Annotated in this window: 16 protein-coding genes; 2 read left to right on the top strand and 14 right to left on the bottom strand. The window is 71.7% G+C overall.

Going from position 1 to position 18,669, the window contains the following annotated elements; all coding sequences use genetic code 11:
• Window positions 1-23 precede the first annotated feature (23 nt).
• The 10 genes from ACIQWG_RS13645 to ACIQWG_RS13600 all read right to left on the bottom strand — a co-directional run bounded on the left by ACIQWG_RS13645 (window position 24) and on the right by ACIQWG_RS13600 (window position 14,228).
• Window positions 24-1,691: a purine-cytosine permease family protein gene (locus ACIQWG_RS13645; protein WP_404094386.1), complete on the bottom strand. Its 1,668-nt coding sequence runs from the start codon at window positions 1,689-1,691 to the stop codon at window positions 24-26.
• A gap of 244 nt (window positions 1,692-1,935) precedes the next feature.
• Window positions 1,936-2,904 carry a nitrilase-related carbon-nitrogen hydrolase gene (locus tag ACIQWG_RS13640; protein ID WP_404094383.1) on the bottom strand — a complete coding sequence of 323 codons (969 nt, stop codon included), beginning with the start codon at window positions 2,902-2,904 and terminating at the stop codon, window positions 1,936-1,938.
• Window positions 2,905-2,938: 34 nt separating this feature from the next.
• Entirely contained in the window at window positions 2,939-3,556 is a 618-nt protein-coding gene (locus tag ACIQWG_RS13635) for a TOPRIM nucleotidyl transferase/hydrolase domain-containing protein (RefSeq protein ID WP_404094381.1), read from the bottom strand.
• A 96-nt stretch (window positions 3,557-3,652) separates the two neighbouring features.
• Window positions 3,653-4,618 (bottom strand): cyclase family protein, encoded by a 966-nt coding sequence (locus ACIQWG_RS13630; protein ID WP_404094379.1) that lies wholly within the window; start codon window positions 4,616-4,618, stop codon window positions 3,653-3,655.
• Between the two features lie 75 nt (window positions 4,619-4,693).
• Window positions 4,694-5,860 carry a substrate-binding domain-containing protein gene (locus tag ACIQWG_RS13625; RefSeq protein WP_404094378.1) on the bottom strand — a complete coding sequence of 389 codons (1,167 nt, stop codon included), beginning with the start codon at window positions 5,858-5,860 and terminating at the stop codon, window positions 4,694-4,696.
• A gap of 86 nt (window positions 5,861-5,946) precedes the next feature.
• On the bottom strand, window positions 5,947-7,032 hold the full coding sequence (locus ACIQWG_RS13620; protein WP_404095838.1) for an ABC transporter permease: 1,086 nt from the start codon (window positions 7,030-7,032) through the stop codon (window positions 5,947-5,949).
• Window positions 7,033-7,079: 47 nt separating this feature from the next.
• Window positions 7,080-8,570, bottom strand: a complete 1,491-nt coding sequence (locus tag ACIQWG_RS13615) for a sugar ABC transporter ATP-binding protein (protein WP_404094376.1) — start codon at window positions 8,568-8,570, stop codon at window positions 7,080-7,082.
• Window positions 8,571-8,655: 85 nt separating this feature from the next.
• Window positions 8,656-11,487, bottom strand: coding sequence for a SpoIIE family protein phosphatase (locus tag ACIQWG_RS13610; RefSeq protein WP_404095835.1), 2,832 nt, complete (start codon window positions 11,485-11,487; stop codon window positions 8,656-8,658).
• Window positions 11,488-11,683: 196 nt separating this feature from the next.
• Window positions 11,684-13,486: a SpoIIE family protein phosphatase gene (locus ACIQWG_RS13605; RefSeq protein ID WP_404094374.1), complete on the bottom strand. Its 1,803-nt coding sequence runs from the start codon at window positions 13,484-13,486 to the stop codon at window positions 11,684-11,686.
• Window positions 13,487-13,544: 58 nt separating this feature from the next.
• The gene (locus ACIQWG_RS13600; protein WP_404094371.1) at window positions 13,545-14,228 is read right to left on the bottom strand and encodes a class I SAM-dependent DNA methyltransferase; all 684 of its coding nucleotides are present in this window, start codon (window positions 14,226-14,228) and stop codon (window positions 13,545-13,547) included.
• A gap of 307 nt (window positions 14,229-14,535) precedes the next feature.
• Between ACIQWG_RS13600 and ACIQWG_RS13595 the strand changes: the two genes are divergently transcribed.
• On the top strand, window positions 14,536-14,976 hold the full coding sequence (locus tag ACIQWG_RS13595) for an ATP-binding protein (protein WP_404094369.1): 441 nt from the start codon (window positions 14,536-14,538) through the stop codon (window positions 14,974-14,976).
• A gap of 60 nt (window positions 14,977-15,036) precedes the next feature.
• On the opposite strand, the gene ACIQWG_RS13590 is transcribed toward ACIQWG_RS13595, so the two are convergent.
• From ACIQWG_RS13590 to ACIQWG_RS13575, 4 genes are all read right to left on the bottom strand, one after another.
• Complete coding sequence (locus tag ACIQWG_RS13590) at window positions 15,037-15,474, bottom strand: ATP-binding protein (protein ID WP_404094366.1); 438 nt, start codon at window positions 15,472-15,474, stop codon at window positions 15,037-15,039.
• 149 nt (window positions 15,475-15,623) lie between these two features.
• Window positions 15,624-15,995, bottom strand: coding sequence for a PRC-barrel domain containing protein (locus ACIQWG_RS13585; RefSeq protein WP_404094363.1), 372 nt, complete (start codon window positions 15,993-15,995; stop codon window positions 15,624-15,626).
• Window positions 15,996-16,059: 64 nt separating this feature from the next.
• Complete coding sequence (locus ACIQWG_RS13580) at window positions 16,060-16,347, bottom strand: DUF5133 domain-containing protein (protein ID WP_404094360.1); 288 nt, start codon at window positions 16,345-16,347, stop codon at window positions 16,060-16,062.
• A 107-nt stretch (window positions 16,348-16,454) separates the two neighbouring features.
• Entirely contained in the window at window positions 16,455-17,318 is an 864-nt protein-coding gene (locus ACIQWG_RS13575) for a SigB/SigF/SigG family RNA polymerase sigma factor (protein ID WP_404094358.1), read from the bottom strand.
• Between the two features lie 358 nt (window positions 17,319-17,676).
• Between ACIQWG_RS13575 and ACIQWG_RS13570 the strand changes: the two genes are divergently transcribed.
• Window positions 17,677-18,552, top strand: a complete 876-nt coding sequence (locus tag ACIQWG_RS13570) for an RNA polymerase sigma factor SigF (protein ID WP_404094357.1) — start codon at window positions 17,677-17,679, stop codon at window positions 18,550-18,552.
• The last annotated feature ends 117 nt before the right edge of the window (window positions 18,553-18,669 follow it).

The following is an 18,669-nucleotide window of genomic DNA, read 5'->3' as shown; positions in this document are numbered from 1 at the left end:
CGTGCCGGGCAGGTCGGTCGGAGTCAGGCGGCGGTGGCCGGCAGCACGTGGTCACCCACCTTGTCCGTGCTCAGACACAGCGAGCAGACCACCGCGTCATGGGTGGCGCAGGCGGTGAGGTCCGGGCGCTCGTAGGGCTGCCGGCAGACGTGACAGTCGAGGGTCAGCGCACTCGGGTTGCCGTCGGCGTCCAGGTAGGGCTCGGCGATTCCGTCGTCGGCGCGGCGCAGGTAGTACTTGCCCTTGGTGACGACGGCCGTCAGCGGGGTGAGGACGAAGGCGATCAGGGCCGCGGCGACGGGGGAGTACGGCTGGAGGGTGTCGCCGAGGGCATGGAAGTACATCGCGATGGACAGCCCGGACGCGGCGACGAACGCCACCACGCCGACCGGGTTGACGGCGTGGAGCATGCCGCGCCGGAACTCGGGCCGCAGCGGGGACAGTTTCAGCACGTACTTGTTGACGCCGATGTCGGTCGCCACGGTGACGACCCAGGCGATGGCGCAGTTCGAGTAGAAGCCGAGGATGCTGTTGAGGAAGCTGAACATGTCGGCTTCCATCAGGATCAGCGCGAAGGCCAGGTTGACCAGGACGAAGATCATGCGCCCCGGGTAGCGCCCCGTCACCCGGGTGAAGGAGTTCGTCCACGCCAGCGAGCCGGAGTACGCGTTCGTCACATTGATCTTGATCTGGCTGATGACCACCAGGGCCACGGCCAGCGGGACGACCAACCAGGACGGCATCATCGCGTCGAACGCGCTGCGGAACTGCTGGATCGGCTCCGGCGCGGCCGCCGGGCCCACCTCGGCCAGGATGTACACGGCGAGGAAGACACCGATGGCCTGCTTCAGCGCCCCGAGCACCACCCAGCCGGGCCCGGCCATCAGCACGGCGGTCCACCAACCGCGCTTGTTCTCCTCGGTCTTGGGCGGCATGAACCGCAGATAGTCGATCTGCTCGCCGATCTGCGCGATGAGGGACAGACACACACCGGCGCCCAACAGCACCGACGCGGTGTTCACGCCGCCCTCCCCGTCGGTACCGGCGTACCCGAGGAAGCGGTCGACGGTGCCCGGGTCGGTGGCGACCAGGTAGACCAGCGGGCCGACCATCAGCAGCAGCCAGACCGGCGTGGTCCACACCTGGAGTTTGCTGAGCGCCTTCATGCCGTAGATCACCAGCGGGATGACCATCAGCGTGGAGACCAGATAGCCCAGCCACAGCGGGAGCCCGAGGCCGAGCTTGAGGCCCTGGGCCATGATCGAGCCTTCGAGGGCGAAGAAGATGAAGGTGAAGCTGGCGAAGATGACGCTGGTGAGGACCGAGCCGTAGTAGCCGAAGCCGGAGCCGCGGGTGATCAGGTCGAGGTCGATGTTGTAGCGGGCGCCGTAGTACGCCAGCGGAAGCCCGGTGACGAAGATGACGACCGCGGCGACGGCGATCGCGATCAGCGCGTTGCCGGTGCCGTGGGCCAGGCCGATGCCCGCGCCGATGGAGAAGTCGGCCATGTAGGCGATGCCGCCGAGGGCCGTGGTGGCCACGACCATGGGGCTCCAGCGGCGGTAACTGCGGGGCGCGAAACGGAGGGTGTAGTCCTCCAGCGTCTCCTTGACCGCCTGGTCGGCGGGTGTCTGCGTCGTGCTCGCGTCCGTCGCGCCGGACGTCGTCAGCCGTGACTCGGTGGTACTCATGCCACGCCTCCCGGTGGGGCTGGGTGCGGGTGCTGCGGTGAAGTGGGCCGATCCCACAGCCGGTCACGCTAGAAAGCTGGTGTTACCACCGGGTTTGCTTTGTCGTGAACACAATGTTTCCGGGGCGGGCCCGGATCACCGCCGACGCGTCTCGACGGCCGTGATCCGGCATCCCGGCCCGGTCGGCGGCACTTGGGGCCCGGCCGGTCCCGCAGGCCGGCTCCACGCCCGGCACGACCCGACGTCACTCGCCCAGCACGCCCGCCCGAGCCGACGTATCGACGCGCAGTGAGAAGACGTCAGGTCGTGCGTAGTGGCCGACGGGGTCGAAATCGAAGCGGGCGCGGGTGAGTTCGTCGAGGTCGAGGTCCGCCGTCAGGATTCCTTCGCCGTCACGCAAGGGGCCGGCGAGGACCTCGCCGAGCGGGGAGACGATCAGCGAGCCGCCGCCGATCAGGACCGTGTCCGGCTCGTCGCCCTGGACGGGGTGGAGGTCGGCGGGCAGGCCGTCGCGGCGCAGGTACTGACAGGCGCTCAGGACGAAGCAGCGTCCCTCCAGCGCGATGTGCCGCATGGTGGCCTGCCAGGCGTCACGGTCGTCCACGGTCGGCGCGCACCACAGATCGACTCCCTTGGCGTACATGGCCGTACGGAACAACGGCATGTAGTTCTCCCAGCAGATGGCCGAGCCCAGGCGGGCCGCGCCCGTGTCGATCACCGGGAGCGTGGAACCGTCGCCCTGACCCCACAAGTACCGTTCGGCGGCGGTCGGCATGAGCTTGCGGTGCAGGCCCAGATAGCCGTCCGGGCCGAAGAACAGCGCGACGCAGTACAGACTGCCGCCGCGCCGCTCTACCGCCCCGACGACGGCATGACACCCCAACTCCCTGCTGAGGGCGGCCAGGGCGTCCACCTCCGGGCCGGGGACCGCGATGGCGGCGGCGTGATACCGGCGGAACAGTTCCCGCCCGGCGGGGGTGCGGCTCCCGACCGTGATGCCGAAGTCCAGCCCCTTGGGATAGCCCCCTACGAACGCCTCCGGCAGCACGACGACCTGCGCGCCTCGCTCCCGCACCGCCTCCCTGATGAGCTCCTCCGCGCGACGCAGCGCGGCCGGAGTGTCGAACAGCGGGGCGGCCGCCTGGACGACGGCGGCGGTCAGGGTGCGGCTGGACGAGGAGGTCGCCGCGGTGTCACGACTCGACGGGGTCATGGCACCGACCCTAGGCACTGCGGCCTCCGCGCGCTCAGAGACCGGCGAGCAGGGCCTCCAGCGGTTCAGGGACACGGTCGGGTTCGAGGGCCTCGACGAGGACACGGCCGTAATGGATCTTGCGGCCGCTCTTCGTGCCGAAGAAGCGCCGCAGCTGCTGTTGCGAGGTGCGCCCCTGCTGCGCGGGCTGGCACAGGAAGGTCTGCAAGGGCCGCAGGTCGCCCTCCTCCCGCACCAGTTCCTCGACCCGGGCCGGGCCCAGCGCGCGGATCAGCTCGTCCTCCAGGTCGGCCGCGCAGACGAAGAACTCCTCGCGCGCCACGCCCGCCCGCTCCCAGCCACGGGCGTAGTAGCGCCGCTCGCCCTCGTCGCACAGCCCCGTGAGCCGCAGTCCCAGGCCGGGTGGTCCGAGGAGGCGGGCGAAACGGCCGGCGCTCATCGCGCCGCCCATCGCCAGTACACAGACCCCCTCGGCTTCGAGATCCCGGCCGCGACGTTCGGCCAGCGCGTTGACCGCCGCCACGTCGCTGGGGCCTTCGAGCAGCACGACCGCCCGCACCGGCAACCGCGCGGCCAGCTCTCGCGCCGACTCGTCGGGGCCCCCGGTCGCCCATCCGGTGACCGCGTCCCGAAACGCCCCCATGTCAGCCATGGGAAGAGTCTCCGCCGCCACGCCGCAAACGCGCCAGGCAATTTGTGCGGCGCCTCCCGTTCCCGGCCCGCGGGGCCGCCGCTGCGCCCCGCGTCGTCACAGGACCGCGACCGGGTTGACCGGCGAGCCCGTGCCCGCGGGCACGTTCAGCGGTGCCACGACGAGCAGGAACTCGTAGCGACCCTCCGCCGCGCACACCGAGGACAGCGGCTCCAGGTCGAGGTTGTCCAGCAGCGGTACCCCCATGGCGGTCAGGGCGAGGGCGTGTACGGGGGAGTGCACACCGTCGACCGGGGAGGGCCGCACGTCGCTGTCGCCGTCGCCGCCGAGCAGCGCGATGCCCCGCTCGGCCAGCAGGGGCACGGCGTCCACGTGGAAGCCGGCACTGGCGTGGTCCGGGTTCCAGGGGCCGGCTTCCGCTCGGCGCCGGAAGTGGCCTGACCGGAGCAGGACCGCGTCCCCCTCGCCGAAGGTCACGCCGAGTGCCTGCTCGGCGGCGAGCACGTCCTCGGCGTGCACGGCGGTGCCCGGTTCGAGCCAGCGGATGCCCAGAACCGCCGGCAGGTCGATCAGCACGCCTCTGGTGACGAGGGCGCCGAGGGCGGCGACCGCGCCGAAACGGGCGCCGGACGCGTCGACGACCTCGCGGGCCGTACGCCCGTCGTAGAGCTGTCCGCGATAGGCGATGTGGCTGAGCGCGTCCAGGTGGCTGACGCCCTTGCCGTGGTAGTCGGCGGCGATGAAGTCCTTGTGGCAGGACGGCTCCGGCGGCTCCACGTCCCCGAGGTCGGACATGTAGTGCAGGGCGGGCCGGCTGTTGTCGGGGCCGGGCACCGTGTTCCAGGGCAGGGCCATGGGGACGGTGGTGCCGGTGCGGACGAGGGCGGTGGCCCGGCGGACGTGGTCGGGCGTGACCCGGTTCCACGCGCCTCGGTCGGCGGGGGTCCAGCGCCCCCAGGTGCGTACGCGCTCGAACAGGGCGTCGAACTCCTCGCGTGGGACGAGCGGTCCGTTGTCCGCCGGGGGAGGGGGCGGTGGGGAGTCGGGTGAGCTGTCATTCATGTGGTGTCCAGTGCTCCGGAGCTCCAGTGCTCGACTGCTTCAATTCCGGGGCCGACGGCCGCGTCTGCCGCGCGGCTACTTGCCCCAGATCTTCCGGTACGCCACCCGGTATCCCGTGGGATCCCACCTCGTGGCCCCGTCGGTGTTGTCGGCCGTACTGATGTGGACGGGGGACACGTACCCGCTCGCGGGACGGTCGGCGAAGGCACGGTTGAACTCGTCGACGATCTGCCAGCCCTGTAGCGACAGCGGCTCGGGCACGGTCGCCGCCTGGTACTGCCCGCTGTTGATGCGCTGGAAGGCGGACGGATCGCCGTCCCCGGCGCCGATGTTGAAGGGCGGGCCGGACCCGTTCCGGCCGACGGCGCGCAACGCCGGCGCGGCGTCGGCGAAATAGAGGTCGTTGATGGCCACCGAGTAGGTCCAACGGTCCTGGAAGCGGGACAGGAGAGAGGACACCTCGCGTGGGGTACGGCTGCTCGCGTCCGGGATCGGGATGTTCTCGTACGACAGCAGCTTCACCCCTGCGCAGGTGGCGAGTTCCTTCCTGATCAGCTCGGACTTGTTCCGGGCGAACGGGATCGAGGCGTCGGTGAAGATCACGACCCCCGCGTCGCCGTTGGACCGGGCGATCACCCACCGCGCGCTGATCCGGGCCACCTGACGGACGTCGGTCGTGACGTTCGTGAAGAGCGGGGGACGCCTGCTCGGGCCCGGGTCGGCTACCGCGTGCCAGCCGATGAGCGGAATGCCGGCCGCGTCCGCCCGAGTCACCTGCTGCGAGGTCGCGTTGGGGTCGAAGCCGCCGATGACGATGCCCGACGGCCTGAGCGCCACCGCCTCGCTCATCGCCGCCTGGATGCCGGCGGGCGTCCCGCCGCCGTCGATCACCCGGACGTTCCAGCCGATGACCCGCGCGGCGTCCCGCACACCGTCGGCGGCTCCCGCGACCCCCGGGTTGGTCATGGTCTGGGCGACGTAGACGAGGGTCCTGCCGGACACGGCCCGGGGACCGGTGGTCGGCCCGTTCCAGGGGACGTCGGCCCGCTGTGCCCGGTCGACCGCGGTCCGGGCCTCGGCGTGCACCGCGGGACAGCCGTTCGGGCCGGTCGGGGGGTCCTCCTGCCCGCTCTGCGAGCCGCGTTCGCATCCGGCCAGGACGGTCACGGCGGCCAAGAGGGCAGCGGCGGCGCCGGATTTGACCTTGAGGGCGCCGAGTGAGGTCTTGGGGGTGGGGTGCACGGGAGCTCCTCGCGGAGGTGTGTGCGACGGTGCGCGGAGACGCGGGGTGAACGGGCCGGGACGTCGGCGACGTCGGCGGGCACGGGTCACGCGGTGCCGGGCGACGGGTCGCCGTCCTGGGGCGGGCCGGACGGCGGATCCGGCGGCCCGGCGGGTGAGTCGCGGGCCGTCGAGGCGCCCACGCGCAGTCGGCGGCGGGCGGCGTATCCGGCGAGGCCGACGGCGAGCAGCAGGGTGCCTCCGTGGAACAGCGGGACCGTCCAGAAGTCGGCGCCCGCCTGGCCGATGCCGGTGAGCCCGACGGCCAGGACGGCGACGGCCACGAGCGTGCCGAGGGCGTTGGGACGGCCTGGCCTGATCGCGGTGGAGCCCAGCAGGGCGCCGACGAAGGCGGGCAGCAGATAGTCGAGGCCGACACTCGGATTGCCGATCTGCTGCTGCGCCGCGAGCAGCACCGCCGCGAAGCCGACGAGCAGCCCCGACGTGGCGAAGGCGTACACCGTGTACTTACGGATCGGGATGCCGAGCAGATCGGCGGCGCGCGGGTTCGAACCGACGACGTACAGGTAGCGGCCGAGTGGCAGCCGCTCCAGCACCAGCCAGAGGACGACCGTGAGCGCGAGCACGTAGAACGCCGGCACCGGCAGGCCGAGGAACGTGGAGTTGTACAGGTCGGTGAAGGCGGCCGGGAGGCCCTGCGGGCCGGGGACGATCCGGCTGCCGTCGGTGATCCAGCCGGTCGCGGCGTACATCATGCTGCCGGTCCCGAGCGTGGCGATGAACGAGTCGATCCGTCCGAACTCGACGATGACGCCGTTGAGGACGCCGGCGACACCGCCTCCGACGATCACCGTGAGGCAGACCAGCGGCCAGGGCCAGCCTTCGTCGACGATGAGCTGCATCACCAGGACGTGCGCGAGACCGAGTCCGTAACCGATGGACAGGTCGAACGCGCCGGTGACGATGGGCACCATCGCGGCCAGGGCGAGGATCGCGGGGATGGACTGGGTGAACAGGATCGAGTCGAGAGTGTCCCGGGTGGGGAAGGTGCGCGGCAGGGTGAGCGAGAAGACCAGGATCAGCAGGGCGGTCAGGGCCAGGAGGCCGTAGGCGCCGACGAAGTGCCCGGCCTGGCCGCCGCGCAGCCGGGCCGACAGGGGTGTCCCGCCCAGGCGGCCGAACGGGCTGGGCCGACGCGACCGGGGCCCGCGGGAGGGAGTCACCGCTGCGTCGCCGCGTCGGCGGGAGGGACAGCCGAAGCCGCCCGGGTGAGCCCGGCGACGGTGAGGTCCGGGCCATTCAGCTCCGCCGTGACGGATCCGCGGACGAAGACCAGCGCCCGCCTGCACACGCCCGCGACCTCCTCGAAGTCGGTCGAGATGAGCAGGACCGCGAGGCCGGCCGCCAGCGCCTCGTCGAGCAGGCGGTGGATCGCCGCCTTCGCGCCGACGTCCACGCTCGCCGTCGGCTCCTCCAGGACGAGCAGACGCAGGCCCGGACGGAGCCACCGGCCGATCACGACCTTCTGCTGGTTGCCTCCGGACAGGGTCGCGATGGGGACCTCGCTGTCACGGGGACGCACGGAGAACCGGTCGATCAGCGCGGCGGCCTCGTGGCGCTCCTGACGGGGACTCATCCAGCGCAGGGGCGGTGGGCCGGGGTTGGCCAGCAGATTCTCCCGCACCGTCAACTCGGCCAGGCAGCCTTCGAGTTGTCGGTCACCGGGCACGAGGGCGACACCCAGCGCGACCGCGTCGACGACGCCGCGGGGGCGGTACGGCCGGCCGTCGAGCAGGGCCCGTCCGCCGAGGAGCGGCCGGGCGCCCGCGACCGCCCGGCCCAGGTCCGCGTGCCCGGCGCCGGTGAGGCCGACGAGGCCCAGGACTTCACCGGCCCTGAGCTCCAGGCCGACCGCCGCGGTACCGGTGGTGCGTACCCCGTCGAGGGTCAGCACGGCCGAATCGCCGGTGGGTGCCGGGGCGGGGTGGTGGCCGGCGAGGTGCTCGCCGGTGATGTCGTGCACGAGGCGGGCCTGGCTGTGGCCGGCCAGCGGGCCCTGGCTGACGAGGCGGCCGTCGCGCAGCACGGCGAAGGCGTCGGCGACCTCGTAGACCTCGTCCAGCCGGTGGGTGACGTAGAGGATGCCGTGGCCCCGGTCGCGCAGGGTGTGCAGGACGCGGAACAGCCGGGCGCAGTCCGCGGCGGGCAGACGTGCCGTCGGCTCGTCCAGGACGATGAGCCTCGCCCGTGCCGCGAGGGCCCGGGCGATGGCGACCAGCGAACGCTCGGCGGGGGCGAGCAGGGCGATCGGTGCGTCGGGGTCGAGATGCGCGGCGACGGTCTCCAGGGCCTCGGCGCAGCGCTCCCGGGTCCGCCGCCAGGAGATCAGCCCGGTGCGGCGCGGATAGCCGGTGCTCAGGGCGATGTTCTCGGCGACCGTCATCCACTCCACCAGGCCGAGGTCCTGGTGGATGAACGACATGGTGTGTGCGGCCTGGTGGCTTCCGAGTGGCTGCCCGTCCACCGTGATCCGCCCCGCGTCGGCGTGGTGGACACCGGCGAGCACCTTGATGAGCGTGGACTTTCCGGCGCCGTTGGGACCGAGGAGGGCGAGAACGCTGCCCGCGTGGACGTCCAGGTCGACTCCGGCCAGCGCGACGGTCCCACCGAACCGCTTGGCGAGCCCACGGACACGGACCAGAGGTTCCACGGACAACTCCGGTGGTCGGCCTGGCGGGTTCTTTCCCGACTTCCACGAGCGATAGTAGCCGTGCGTATGGCTGTATTTCGGATATTTACATCCCGTGCAGTCCGCATTCGGCCCAGATGATCTTGCCTTGCGGTGTGTAGCGCGTCCCCCAGCTCTGTGAGAGCTGCGCGACGAGGAACAGCCCCCGGCCGCCCTCGTCGGTGGTGGCCGCCCGGCGCAGATGCGGGGCGGTGTCGCTGGCGTCGGAGACCTCGCAGATCAGGGTGCGGTCGTGGAGCAGCCGGACCTGGATGGGCCCGGACCCGTGCCGGATCGCGTTGGTGACCAGTTCGCTGAGCATCAGCTCGGCGGCGAACGCGGCCTCGTCGAGCCCCCAGTCGGCCAGCTGCCGCATCGCCGCGGCGCGGACCTCGCTGACGACGGCCGGGTCGGTGGAGACGTCCCAGCTGGCGATCCGATGGGGTTCCAGCGCGTGGGTGTGGGCGACGAGCAGGGCGATGTCGTCGTACGGCCGGGCGGGCGCGACGGTGTCCAGGATGACCTCGCAGGTCTCCTCGGGGGTGCCTGCCGACCGGGCCAGGGTGCCGCGCAGCTGGTCGAGGACGACGTCGACGTCCCGCTTGCGGTCCTCGATGAGGCCGTCGGTGTACAGAACGAGCCTGCTGTCGGCGGGCACGTCGATCTCGGTGGCCTCGAACGGCAGCCCCCCGAGACCCAGCGGAGGACCGGCGGGCAGGTCGGGGAAGGTCACGGTGCCGTCCGGCTGGGCCAGCGCGGGCGGGGGATGACCGGCGCGGGCCATGGTGCAGCGCTGCGAGGTCGGGTCGTAGACGGCGTACAGACAGGTCGCGCCGATGATGCCGGCGCCGTCGGAGGCGGGGTCCTCCCGGTCCAGGCGGCTCACGAGGTTGTCCAGGTGGGTGAGGACCTCGTCCGGGGGGAAGTCGAGTTCGGCGAAGCTGCGTGCCGCAGTGCGCAGCCGCCCCATGGTGGCGGCCGAGAGCATGCCGTGGCCCACGACATCGCCGACGAAGAGGCCGATACGCGTGCCGGACAGCGGGATGACGTCGTACCAGTCACCGCCGACGTCGGACTCGGCCGGCAGATAGCGATGGGCCACGTCGACGGCGCTGTGCTCGGTCCGCCCGTGCGGCAGCAGGCTGCGCTGGAGGGCCAGGGCCATGGTCCGTTCACGGGTGTAGCGCCGGGCGTTGTCGAGGGAGAGGGCGGCGCGGGCGGCGAGTTCCTGGGCCAGCGAGCGGTCGTCGTCCTCGAACGGGGCGGAACCGTGCGCGCGGTAGAAGCTGACGACGCCGAGGACGACACCGCGGGCGACCAGGGGCACGGCGATGAGGGAGCGCACATGGCGCAGCAGCCGTTCGGAGTGCTCCGGGTCCTGCGCGAGCCACCCCGCGGCGGCCGTCAGGTCCGGCTCCAGCACCGCCGCGCCGGCCGTCAGCGACCGCAGCTGGGGCGAGGTGGAGCCGTAGTCGACCTGCTTGCCCACCGCCTTGAAGGGACAGCCTCCGCGGACGCCGTGGACCACCGCGCGGAGCAGCTCGTCCAGGGGCGCGGCCGGCTCCTCGCCGCGCGCCACGGCCTCCGACAGGTCGATGGTGACGAAGTCGGCCAGTCGCGGAACCGCCGTCTCGGCGAGTTCCTGGGCGGTTCGGCCCACCTCCAGGGTGCTGCCGATCCGCGTGCCCGCGTCGGACAGCAGCTCCAGGCGCCGCCGCGCGGCCAGCGCGTACGTCCCCACCTGCGGTTCCCCCACCAGTACGAGCCCTCTGGCCGACGGCGGGGAAACGTCGTGAACGCCTCTTAGGCCTCTCTCGCCGTCGAGGCCGGCGGCGAGAACGCCGGGACGCCGGCCGGACGGGGCTGCGGCGGCTGAGGCCTCGGACCGTGCGGCCACAGCGGGGGCCGGTCCGGCGGACCGGCCGAGGGGCTCGACGACCTGGTGCGGAATGCCGTCGGCCGCCGCACGGGGCGCGGCCCCGGGGAGCACCACCTCGACGGCGAAGCCCTCCACCCCGGACGCATCGGTCATCGGACGGCTCACCAGCGTGATCGACCGCCCGTCGGGAAGCGGCACGTCGACGGCGGCCCGCTGCGCGCAGGAGAGCAGCTCGGCGGCCTTCTCCACGAGGATCGCCCGGTCCCGGGGGCGCAGCCGGTCGGCGAGTTCGGCGACGTCGAGGCCGTGGTGGAGGCCGTCGGCGGCCTGCGTCCCCGCGTCCAGATACGCCCGCAGCAGAGCGCGCTCCCGCGTGGAGCTCTGCCGCAGCAGGCGCCGCTCTATGGCCTCGGCGGCCTTGCGGATCACGGAGTCCAGCGACGGGTCCTCGGTGCCGCGCGGGTAGCCGAAGCACAGGACGCCCTCGATGCGACCGCTGAGCGGATCGCGTACGGGAAGCGCATGGCAGGCGCTGCCCTGGGAGCGCTCGGCGAAGTGCTCGGCGCCGTAGACGCGGATGAGCCGGCGCTCCGCCAGGGCCAGACCGATCCCGTTGGTGCCCGCGACCCGCTCGGCGAACACGAACCCGGGGACGCTCTGAATCGCCGGGAGGCTCCTGGCCAGCGACGACTTTCCGAAGCGGCGCAGCAGGACGGTTCCGTTCGCATCGGCGAGGGAGATGTTCATCTCGCTGCCTTCGAACCTGGACTGCAACCGGTCGAGCACCGGCACGGCGGCGTGCACGATACGGCCGTCCGGCTCGAAGTCCTCCCGGAACGGCAGCTCGGTCTGGTCGGGCGACAGGCCCAGGGCGCTGGAGCGCTGCCAGGAGTTGAGGATCGACGGCCGGACGCCGTCCGTGACCGGCTCACCCTGGAGAAAACGCTCACGGAAACCAGAGGGTCCCGTGCCACCTGCCGCAGGCCCCGTCAGCATCGGTTCGCCGCCGGACCAGATCACGCCTCGCCTCACTCGCGCCGTCGACCATGCGCTCATCGGAAGAATCTGGCATTGATGAGAATACGGGCATTGAGGGCGCGAGTCACGGTGTGCGGGGTTCCGTGCGCGGGCCCGATGGGCGGGGAGTCGGCAGCGCCGGTGACAACGGCGGAGCGGGGAGTCGGCCGCGCCACAGAGTGTGGCGCTGCGGGGCGGGTCAGCCGGGGCCCTGATCATCCCGGAGTGGCTGCTCGAACCAGACCACCTTGCCCGTGCCCACCCTCGTCGCCCCCCAGCGCAGCGCCAGTTGGTCGACCAGGAACAGCCCCCGGCCCCCCTCGTCGCTCAGCCGGGCGTGGCGCATCCTCGGCACCACCGGGGAGTCGTCGCCGACCTCGCAGCGGAGCACGTCCGACCGCAGCAGCCGTAGCGTGATCGGCCGGGTGGCGAAGCGTACGGCGTTCGCCACCACCTCGCTGACCAGGAGCTCCGTGGACTCCGCGAGGGTGTCGAGCTGCCAGAGCCGCAGTGTTCTGCGGGTCAGCCGACGGGCCTGCCGTGCGGTCTGCGGGCGGGGGGCCAGGTACCAGTACGCGACCGTCTCCGGCTGGATGCCCTCGAACCTGGCGGCGAGCAGCGCGATGTCGTCGTCCCGGTCGCCCGCGCCGACCGTGCCGAGCGCCTCCTCGCACAGCGCCTCCAGCGCCCAGGGCCCGGACGCCGCCACGGCCGCCTCCAGCCGCGCCCGCAGCCGCTCCATGCCGCTCAGCACATCCGCGTCGCGGGACTCGACCAGGCCGTCGGTGTACAGCAGCAGCGCCGCCCCGGCCGGCGCGTGCAGCTCGGTCGACTCGAATCCGCCGGTGCCGACGCCGATCGGCGCTCCGGGCGGGACCCGCAGGATCTCGCCGCGCCCGTCCGGGCGCAGCAGCAGCGGCGGCAGATGGCCGGCGTTGGAGACCAGCAGCCGGTGCAGGACGGGGTCGTACATGGCGTACAGACAGGTCGCGGTGTGTTCGGTGCCGAGGCGCCCGGCCTGTTCGTCGAGGTGGTGCAGGACCTCGTCCGGGGGCAGATCGAGCAGGGCCAGGGTCTGCACGGTGGTGCGCAGCTGCCCCATGATCGCGGCCGAGGTCATGGAGTGGCCCATCACGTCGCCGATGACCAGCGCGACCCGGTTGCCGGGCAGCGGGATCGCGTCGTACCAGTCGCCGCCGACCTGCGCGGTCCGTGAGGACGGCAGATAGCGGCTGGCCAGCCGGATCCCGGGGGGCTCGGGCAGCGAGGGGGGAAGCATCGTGCGCTGGAGCGCGTCGGCGACCGAGGCCTCGCGCGCGAACATGGTCGCCTTGTCGATGCCGAGCGCGGTGTGCGTGGCGAGCTGGGAGGCCACCAGCATGTCGTCGCCGGTGAAGTCGGGCCGGGCCGGGCCGCGCAGGAGGACGACGCTGCCGAGGGCGTGGGTGCGGCCGTGCAGGGGAGCGATGATCAGCCGTCGTCCGGGCGGAGCGGCGGCCGGCGGTGGACCGGCGCCGCCCAGCAACTCGGCCGCCGCGACGGCCATACCCGGGGTGTCCCCGAACTTCGGCCGCCCGCCCTCCAGCAACTTGGCCAGCTCACCGTCCGCGGTCGGGTGTACGACCTCCGCCGCCTGTGCGCGCGGGGCGTCCGGGAGCTGGGAGGAGATGCGGTCCGTGGTGTGCAGCCGCAGCAAGCGGGGCGGGGTGGCCTCGTCGCCGACCGGCAGTGGATCGTACAGATGAACGAACGCCGCGTCGGCGAACGCCGGAACCGCCGCCCGGCACAGCTCGTGCAGCGTCTCGTCCAGATCGATGCCCCGGGCGATCTGCCGGGTCGCCGCGTCGAGGTAGCGGAGCCGGTCGGTCTGTGCTCCGGTGAGACCGGGTCCGATGCTCTCGGGACCCGGCGACCCGCGCGGGAGCGCGTCCGGCGCCGCGGGGTGCTGCCCGTCCGCCGCTTGCCCGTCGGCGCCCTCGCCGGCCCCGAGGCGCTTCGTCATCACCTGTACGTCCTTCCCGCGCTGCGGGCCCCCGCCGTAGCGGGCGGATCACAGGGCGTCAGACCTTCCGCCGGCGGCACCGCAGGAAGATCTGTACCTCGGGCTGGACGTCCGCGCTCGCCGGAGCGTAGGTGTACGAGGACTCGTCGGAGATCTCGAAGCCCGCCCCCTCCACGACCTCGCGCAGTTCGTCCCGCAGATAGCCGGAGACCCGGATCGTCTCGCCGATGAAGGGGATGGCGAAGTCGTCCACATCCGCCTCCACCATCGACAGCGTGCACAGCCCGCCAGGAACCAGCAGGTGGTGGATGGTGCGCAGCGCGAGGGGGATCTCCACGCGCGGGAGCATCAGCAAGGAGAAAAAGGCCGCCACAGCGTCGAAACGGCCGAGGTCCAACGGCCCTTCGGGTCGCAGATCCGCGATGTCCGCCCGATGGAAGCGGCCGTTCGGCACGTTCTTGCGGGCCAGCGCGAGCATCCCGTCCGACAGGTCGACGCCGACCACCTCGAAGCCGGCCTCCGTCAGCTGGAGAGCTGTGGGGACCCCGGTGCCGCACCCCAGGTCCATGACGCGGGACCCCGCAGGCAAGCTGCCGATGAGCCACTCGGCGGACGCGACCTGCCCTTCCTTGTGCGGGAAAGCATCGTCGTAGCGCTCCCCGATGGCGTCGAAGGCCTCGGCCTGACCCGTGCGGTCGGGCTGGACGCTCCCGTGGCCGACTTCGTCGGCGGGGCTGCTCACAGCGACTCTCCTTTGATGCCTATAGGCGATTTTGTCATAGTTATAAGGGTGTAGGTGCGGCCTGAACAGGGTCCAGGACGGCACTCACCGCCGCGAGCGACTTCTCAGGCCACAGACGAAACCGGCTTCCGGCCGGGACCCGCTTCCGACCTGCGTCGCAGCCTCTGTGGCCCCACTCTCCCGTGGTGTCCCGCCGGTTCCTACCCGTTTCGGACGCGTATTCGCGCGCTGGCTGGGAACCAGCAGCGGTGGAAGCAGCACGAGACAAGTCACCGCGGCCGACGGTAGACAGGCCGAAGAAGGTGTGATGGCGACCGAATCGCGTGGGAGCGGCGAAACACCGTCCTCCGAGAAGATCCAGGACTGGGAGGCCAGGTTTGACGGGGGGTTCGGCGATGTGACGAGAGCGCGCCTCAGCGCGGAGGAGTATCTGACCGCGCTCGCGCGGTCCGCACCACCGGCGACTCCCGAGTACCGCGACGACATCCTGCTGGTCGTCAGCGAACTGGCCGCCAACGCCATCCAGTACGCCCCGGGGCCGCTCAGGCTGATGATGCGCAGGACCTTCGACGGCGTGCACGTGACCTTCAGCGACACGAGCACCACCCCGCCCGCGCCGCGCCCCTTCCATCCGGGCACCGGCAGCGGTGGCGGCATCGGCTGGTACCTGATCCATACGCTGTGCGACCAGGTCAGCGTGGTGGTGCGCGAGGACGGCAAGGACGTGCACGCGTTCCTGCCCTGGTGAGTCACCCGGTGCGCATCCGTCCCGCGCACCGGACCAGCCGCTCGCTCTGGCGGCGGCCGCTCACGTCAGCGGTACCAGCACGCTGACGGTCTTGCCGCCCTCGCGGCGGCGTTCGATGTGGATCTCGCGGGACAGCCGGATGATCAGCGGCCATCCGTATCCGTTGCCCTCGTGCGAGTGGGGCAGCGTTCCCGGCCCGTAGGCGGCGGAGGGGACGGTCTCGCTGTAGTCGTGCACGCTCAGCCGCACACCCTCGGGCACGGGGTCCACCTCGAACCCCGCGAGGCCGCGGCCGTGCCGTATGGCGTTGGTGACCAGTTCCGACACGACCAGGAGCAGATCGATCACGGCTCGCTCGGCCGTCGGGCCGGACGAACCGTGGCCGTGGGCCTCCACCACCGACCGCACGTAGCTGCGTGCCGCCGCGGCGCTGGTGATCGGGACCGATCCGGTGTGCGCCGCCCGGCTGTCCCCGGCCGGGCGACGCTCCGCCGGCATCACGGTTGCTCGTTCGCCGCCCGCGCGATGCTCGTCGTTCCCCGAGCATCGCGGGCGTGCGCCAAGAGGTCTGTGGCTTTGGTCACTTCACCATTCCTCGCACGCTGTCGTCTCCGCTCCACGTCGTTCGTCCGCCTTCAAGGCCTCTGCTACCCGCCCGCGTCCGAATCATGGGGCAGGTCCGCGTAGTAGGCCCCAACGGCGGAGAGATACTCCGGGTCGAGGGTCTCGCGGTCGGTCGTGAAACGGGGTGCCGCCTTTGCCGCGGCCCGGGTGCACCCTACGGCGACCGTCCGGGCCTCCATGTCGATTCCGGTGACCGTGCCCGCCGGAATCAGCAGACTTCTGCCGAACACCCAGGCTCCCGTGTCGACGACCAGGTGCCGCAGGGGAGTGTCGTCGGCCTGGCGATCCACATGGCCGATGACACCGTCGGTCGCCTGGACCGTGAACCCGTCGAGCGTCCGCCCCTCCTGGTGACCGCTCCCGGGAGGGTACGACCAGATGCTGTCGCTGCTCACATCTATGCCTCCTTCCTGTCGTTCTTCCTGTCGTTGCCGTTCTTCTTCCCCACGCCGGCCCGGCTCAGCCGACGACGGCCGCCTCCTGCGCCGGCGGCTCGCCGGGCCCCGCGATGCCCACAGATCGCTTCGCGGGTGCGAAGGGTTCGTGCGCGGCGGCGAGCAGCCGGCGGGCCGTCTCCAGGGCTTGGCCGACCTCGCGCGTGCCGGTCGACACGCACAACGTGTACGCGAGGTCCTGGGCGCGCAGGTCACGCCCGCCCCGGCCGGCCTTGCCGTCGCCCTCGTGGGCGATGAGCGTCTCGTACTCCTCGACGAGGCTGCGCAGCATGGCGGGATGGGGCATCAGCATCGGTAATCCGCTCCTGGAGGAAGTGATCGTCGTGCCCGCCGAATCGCTCGGGGAGGCCGCTTGTGCGCGGGGCCGCGGGGCGCGCCGGGGGACCGGCCGCTCCCGTGTCACCCGGACCGGCCGTCGTCGCCCCGGTGCTCCTGCTGTGCGTCGTGGTCGAGGGCCTCGTTGCGCACCCGTGCGCAGCACCGACTGATGAGGCGGGAGACGTGCATCTGGGAGATGCCGAGCTCGTCGGCGATGCGGCTCTGCGTCATGTCCTCGAAGAAGCGCATGTACAGGATGGTGCGTTCGCGCTCGGGAAGGCGGCGCAGTCCCTCCTTCGCCGCCTCGCGGTCGATGACGACGTCGTACGCCTCCTCGCAGCTGCCGAGGGTGTCGGCGAGGCTGTAGCCGTCGTCGCCGGCGGACATCTCCGCGTCCAGGGACAGCGTGCTGAAGCTGTCCAGGGCCTCCAGTCCCGCGTTGACCTCGTCCTCGGTGAGCCCGGTGTGGGCGGCCAGTTCGGCGACCGAAGGGGTGGACCCGCCGGAGGTCTGGGTCAGTTCGCGGCGTGCGATGCGCACCTTGTTGCGCAGATCCTGGACCCGGCGGGGAACCCTGAGGGCCCACATCCGGTCGCGGAAGTGCCGCTTGATCTCACCCGTGATGGTGGGCACGGCGTAGCTCTCGAAGGCCCCTCGTCCGGGCTCGTAGCGGTCGATCGCCTTGACCAGGCCCAGAGCCGCGACCTGACGCAGATCCTCCAGCGACTCACCGCGGTTGCGGAACCGGCCGGCGATGCGGTGGGCCATGGGCAGCCACGACCTGGTCAGTTCGTCGCGTATCGCCTCGCGCTCCGGCCCGTCGGGCAGAGCGGCCAGACGGGCGAAGTCGTTCGCCGTGTCGGGGGCGTCGTCGTGGACGCGTCCTCCGGCCACACGGGGGCGGACAGAGTTGTCGGAACCATGTGCGGACGTTTCAACCAGCATGAGGGAACAACTCCTGAACGTCTTTCTCAGGCAATCTCTGTGGGAAACGGTGCAGGGGGGCTCTGCGGCCCCGGGGCGCTCTCATCCGTCGCACCGGTGCGCCTCTGTTCCGAAGCACGAGATCCCGCATGCCCCGCGGCTCCCGACGCAAACGGCATGGGATGCGACGGGGTTGACAGAGGGCTCCGAGCAGGGGCCGAACTCCGCTGCGCGGGGCCCCGGAACCGGCCCCGACGAGGGGCGACTTCACGCCGGAACCCACCACCCCGGCGAACTTGCTGCACGGCGGGAGGAGTGAATCCCGCGAACTCGGGCACACGGGGGGAGGCAACGGGTTCCGGCAATCGGGGAGGGCGGCATGGCAGCCGTGACGGTGGCGCAGGCAACGGCCACGGCACAGGAGACGGTCACGACGGATGAGGCGGCGCTGCCGCTGATCGAGGATCCGACGAGGGTGAGGCCGCAGGACGCACGCGAGTTGTCGCGGCAGTTCTTCGACCGGCTGGTCGTGCTCGAAGAGGGCACGCATGAACACCAGTACGTGCGCAACACCCTGATCGAGATCAATCTCTCGCTCGTGCGGTACGCGGCGTCGCGCTTCCGCGCACGTGGGGACTCGATGGAGGACATCGTCCAGGTCGGGACCATCGGGCTGATCAAGGCCATCGACCGCTTCGAGGTGTCCCGGGAGGTCGAGTTCACCACGTTCGCCGTCCCGTACATCGTCGGCGAGATCAAGCGCTTCTTCCGCGACACGAGCTGGGCGGTCCACGTACCGCGCCGGTTGCAGGAGGCGCGCGTGGAGCTGGCCAAGGCGACCGAGGAGCTCAGCTCCCGGCTGGGCCGTACGCCGACCACCCGTGAGCTCTCGGAGCTGATGTCGCTGTCGGAGGAAGAGGTGATCGAGGCCCGTAAGGCCTCCAACTGCTACCAGTCCGCCTCCCTCGACGCGGCCGTCAGCGGCGACGCCGAGAACGGCGAGTCCGTCCTGGCCGACCTTCTCGGCGAGGAGGATCCGTCACTGGAACTCGTCGAGGACTTCCACTCGTTGGCGCCCCTGATCGCCGGGCTCGACGAGCGTGAGCGCCGGATCATCCACCTGCGTTTCGTCGAGGAGCTGACCCAGGCGCAGATCGCCGAACGGATCGGCGTCTCCCAGATGCATGTCTCCCGGCTCATCAGTCGCATCATCAAGCAACTGCGCGCCGGACTGCTGGAGCCAGGGGTGGCCTGACCGTCCCGGACGGCAACGACCAGGTGGGCCCGCAGCGGGACGGCTGCGGGCCCATCGCCGTGTCTGGCCAGGGCGGCGACGCGGAAGCCCGGCACGGTTCACGGCCGACGGCCCGCG

The organism is Streptomyces sp. NPDC098781, assembly GCF_044759995.1.
GTDB lineage: Bacteria > Actinomycetota > Actinomycetes > Streptomycetales > Streptomycetaceae > Streptomyces.
Note: the sequence above shows the minus strand (reverse complement) of the source record. Positions and strands in the feature narration are given on the sequence as shown.

What these genes read in the sequence shown, in the direction of transcription:
- ACIQWG_RS13640 (WP_404094383.1), bottom strand. Translation starts at nt 2,904, where the DNA reads ATGACCCCGTCGAGTCGTGACACCGCGGCGACCTCCTCGTCCAGCCGC.
- ACIQWG_RS13595 (WP_404094369.1), top strand. Translation starts at nt 14,536, where the DNA reads ATGGCGACCGAATCGCGTGGGAGCGGCGAAACACCGTCCTCCGAGAAG.
- ACIQWG_RS13645 (WP_404094386.1), bottom strand. Translation starts at nt 1,691, where the DNA reads ATGAGTACCACCGAGTCACGGCTGACGACGTCCGGCGCGACGGACGCG.
- ACIQWG_RS13570 (WP_404094357.1), top strand. Translation starts at nt 17,677, where the DNA reads ATGGCAGCCGTGACGGTGGCGCAGGCAACGGCCACGGCACAGGAGACG.
- ACIQWG_RS13635 (WP_404094381.1), bottom strand. Translation starts at nt 3,556, where the DNA reads ATGGCTGACATGGGGGCGTTTCGGGACGCGGTCACCGGATGGGCGACC.
- ACIQWG_RS13575 (WP_404094358.1), bottom strand. Translation starts at nt 17,318, where the DNA reads ATGCTGGTTGAAACGTCCGCACATGGTTCCGACAACTCTGTCCGCCCC.
- ACIQWG_RS13630 (WP_404094379.1), bottom strand. Translation starts at nt 4,618, where the DNA reads ATGAATGACAGCTCACCCGACTCCCCACCGCCCCCTCCCCCGGCGGAC.
- ACIQWG_RS13580 (WP_404094360.1), bottom strand. Translation starts at nt 16,347, where the DNA reads ATGCTGATGCCCCATCCCGCCATGCTGCGCAGCCTCGTCGAGGAGTAC.
- ACIQWG_RS13605 (WP_404094374.1), bottom strand. Translation starts at nt 13,486, where the DNA reads ATGACGAAGCGCCTCGGGGCCGGCGAGGGCGCCGACGGGCAAGCGGCG.
- ACIQWG_RS13590 (WP_404094366.1), bottom strand. Translation starts at nt 15,474, where the DNA reads ATGCCGGCGGAGCGTCGCCCGGCCGGGGACAGCCGGGCGGCGCACACC.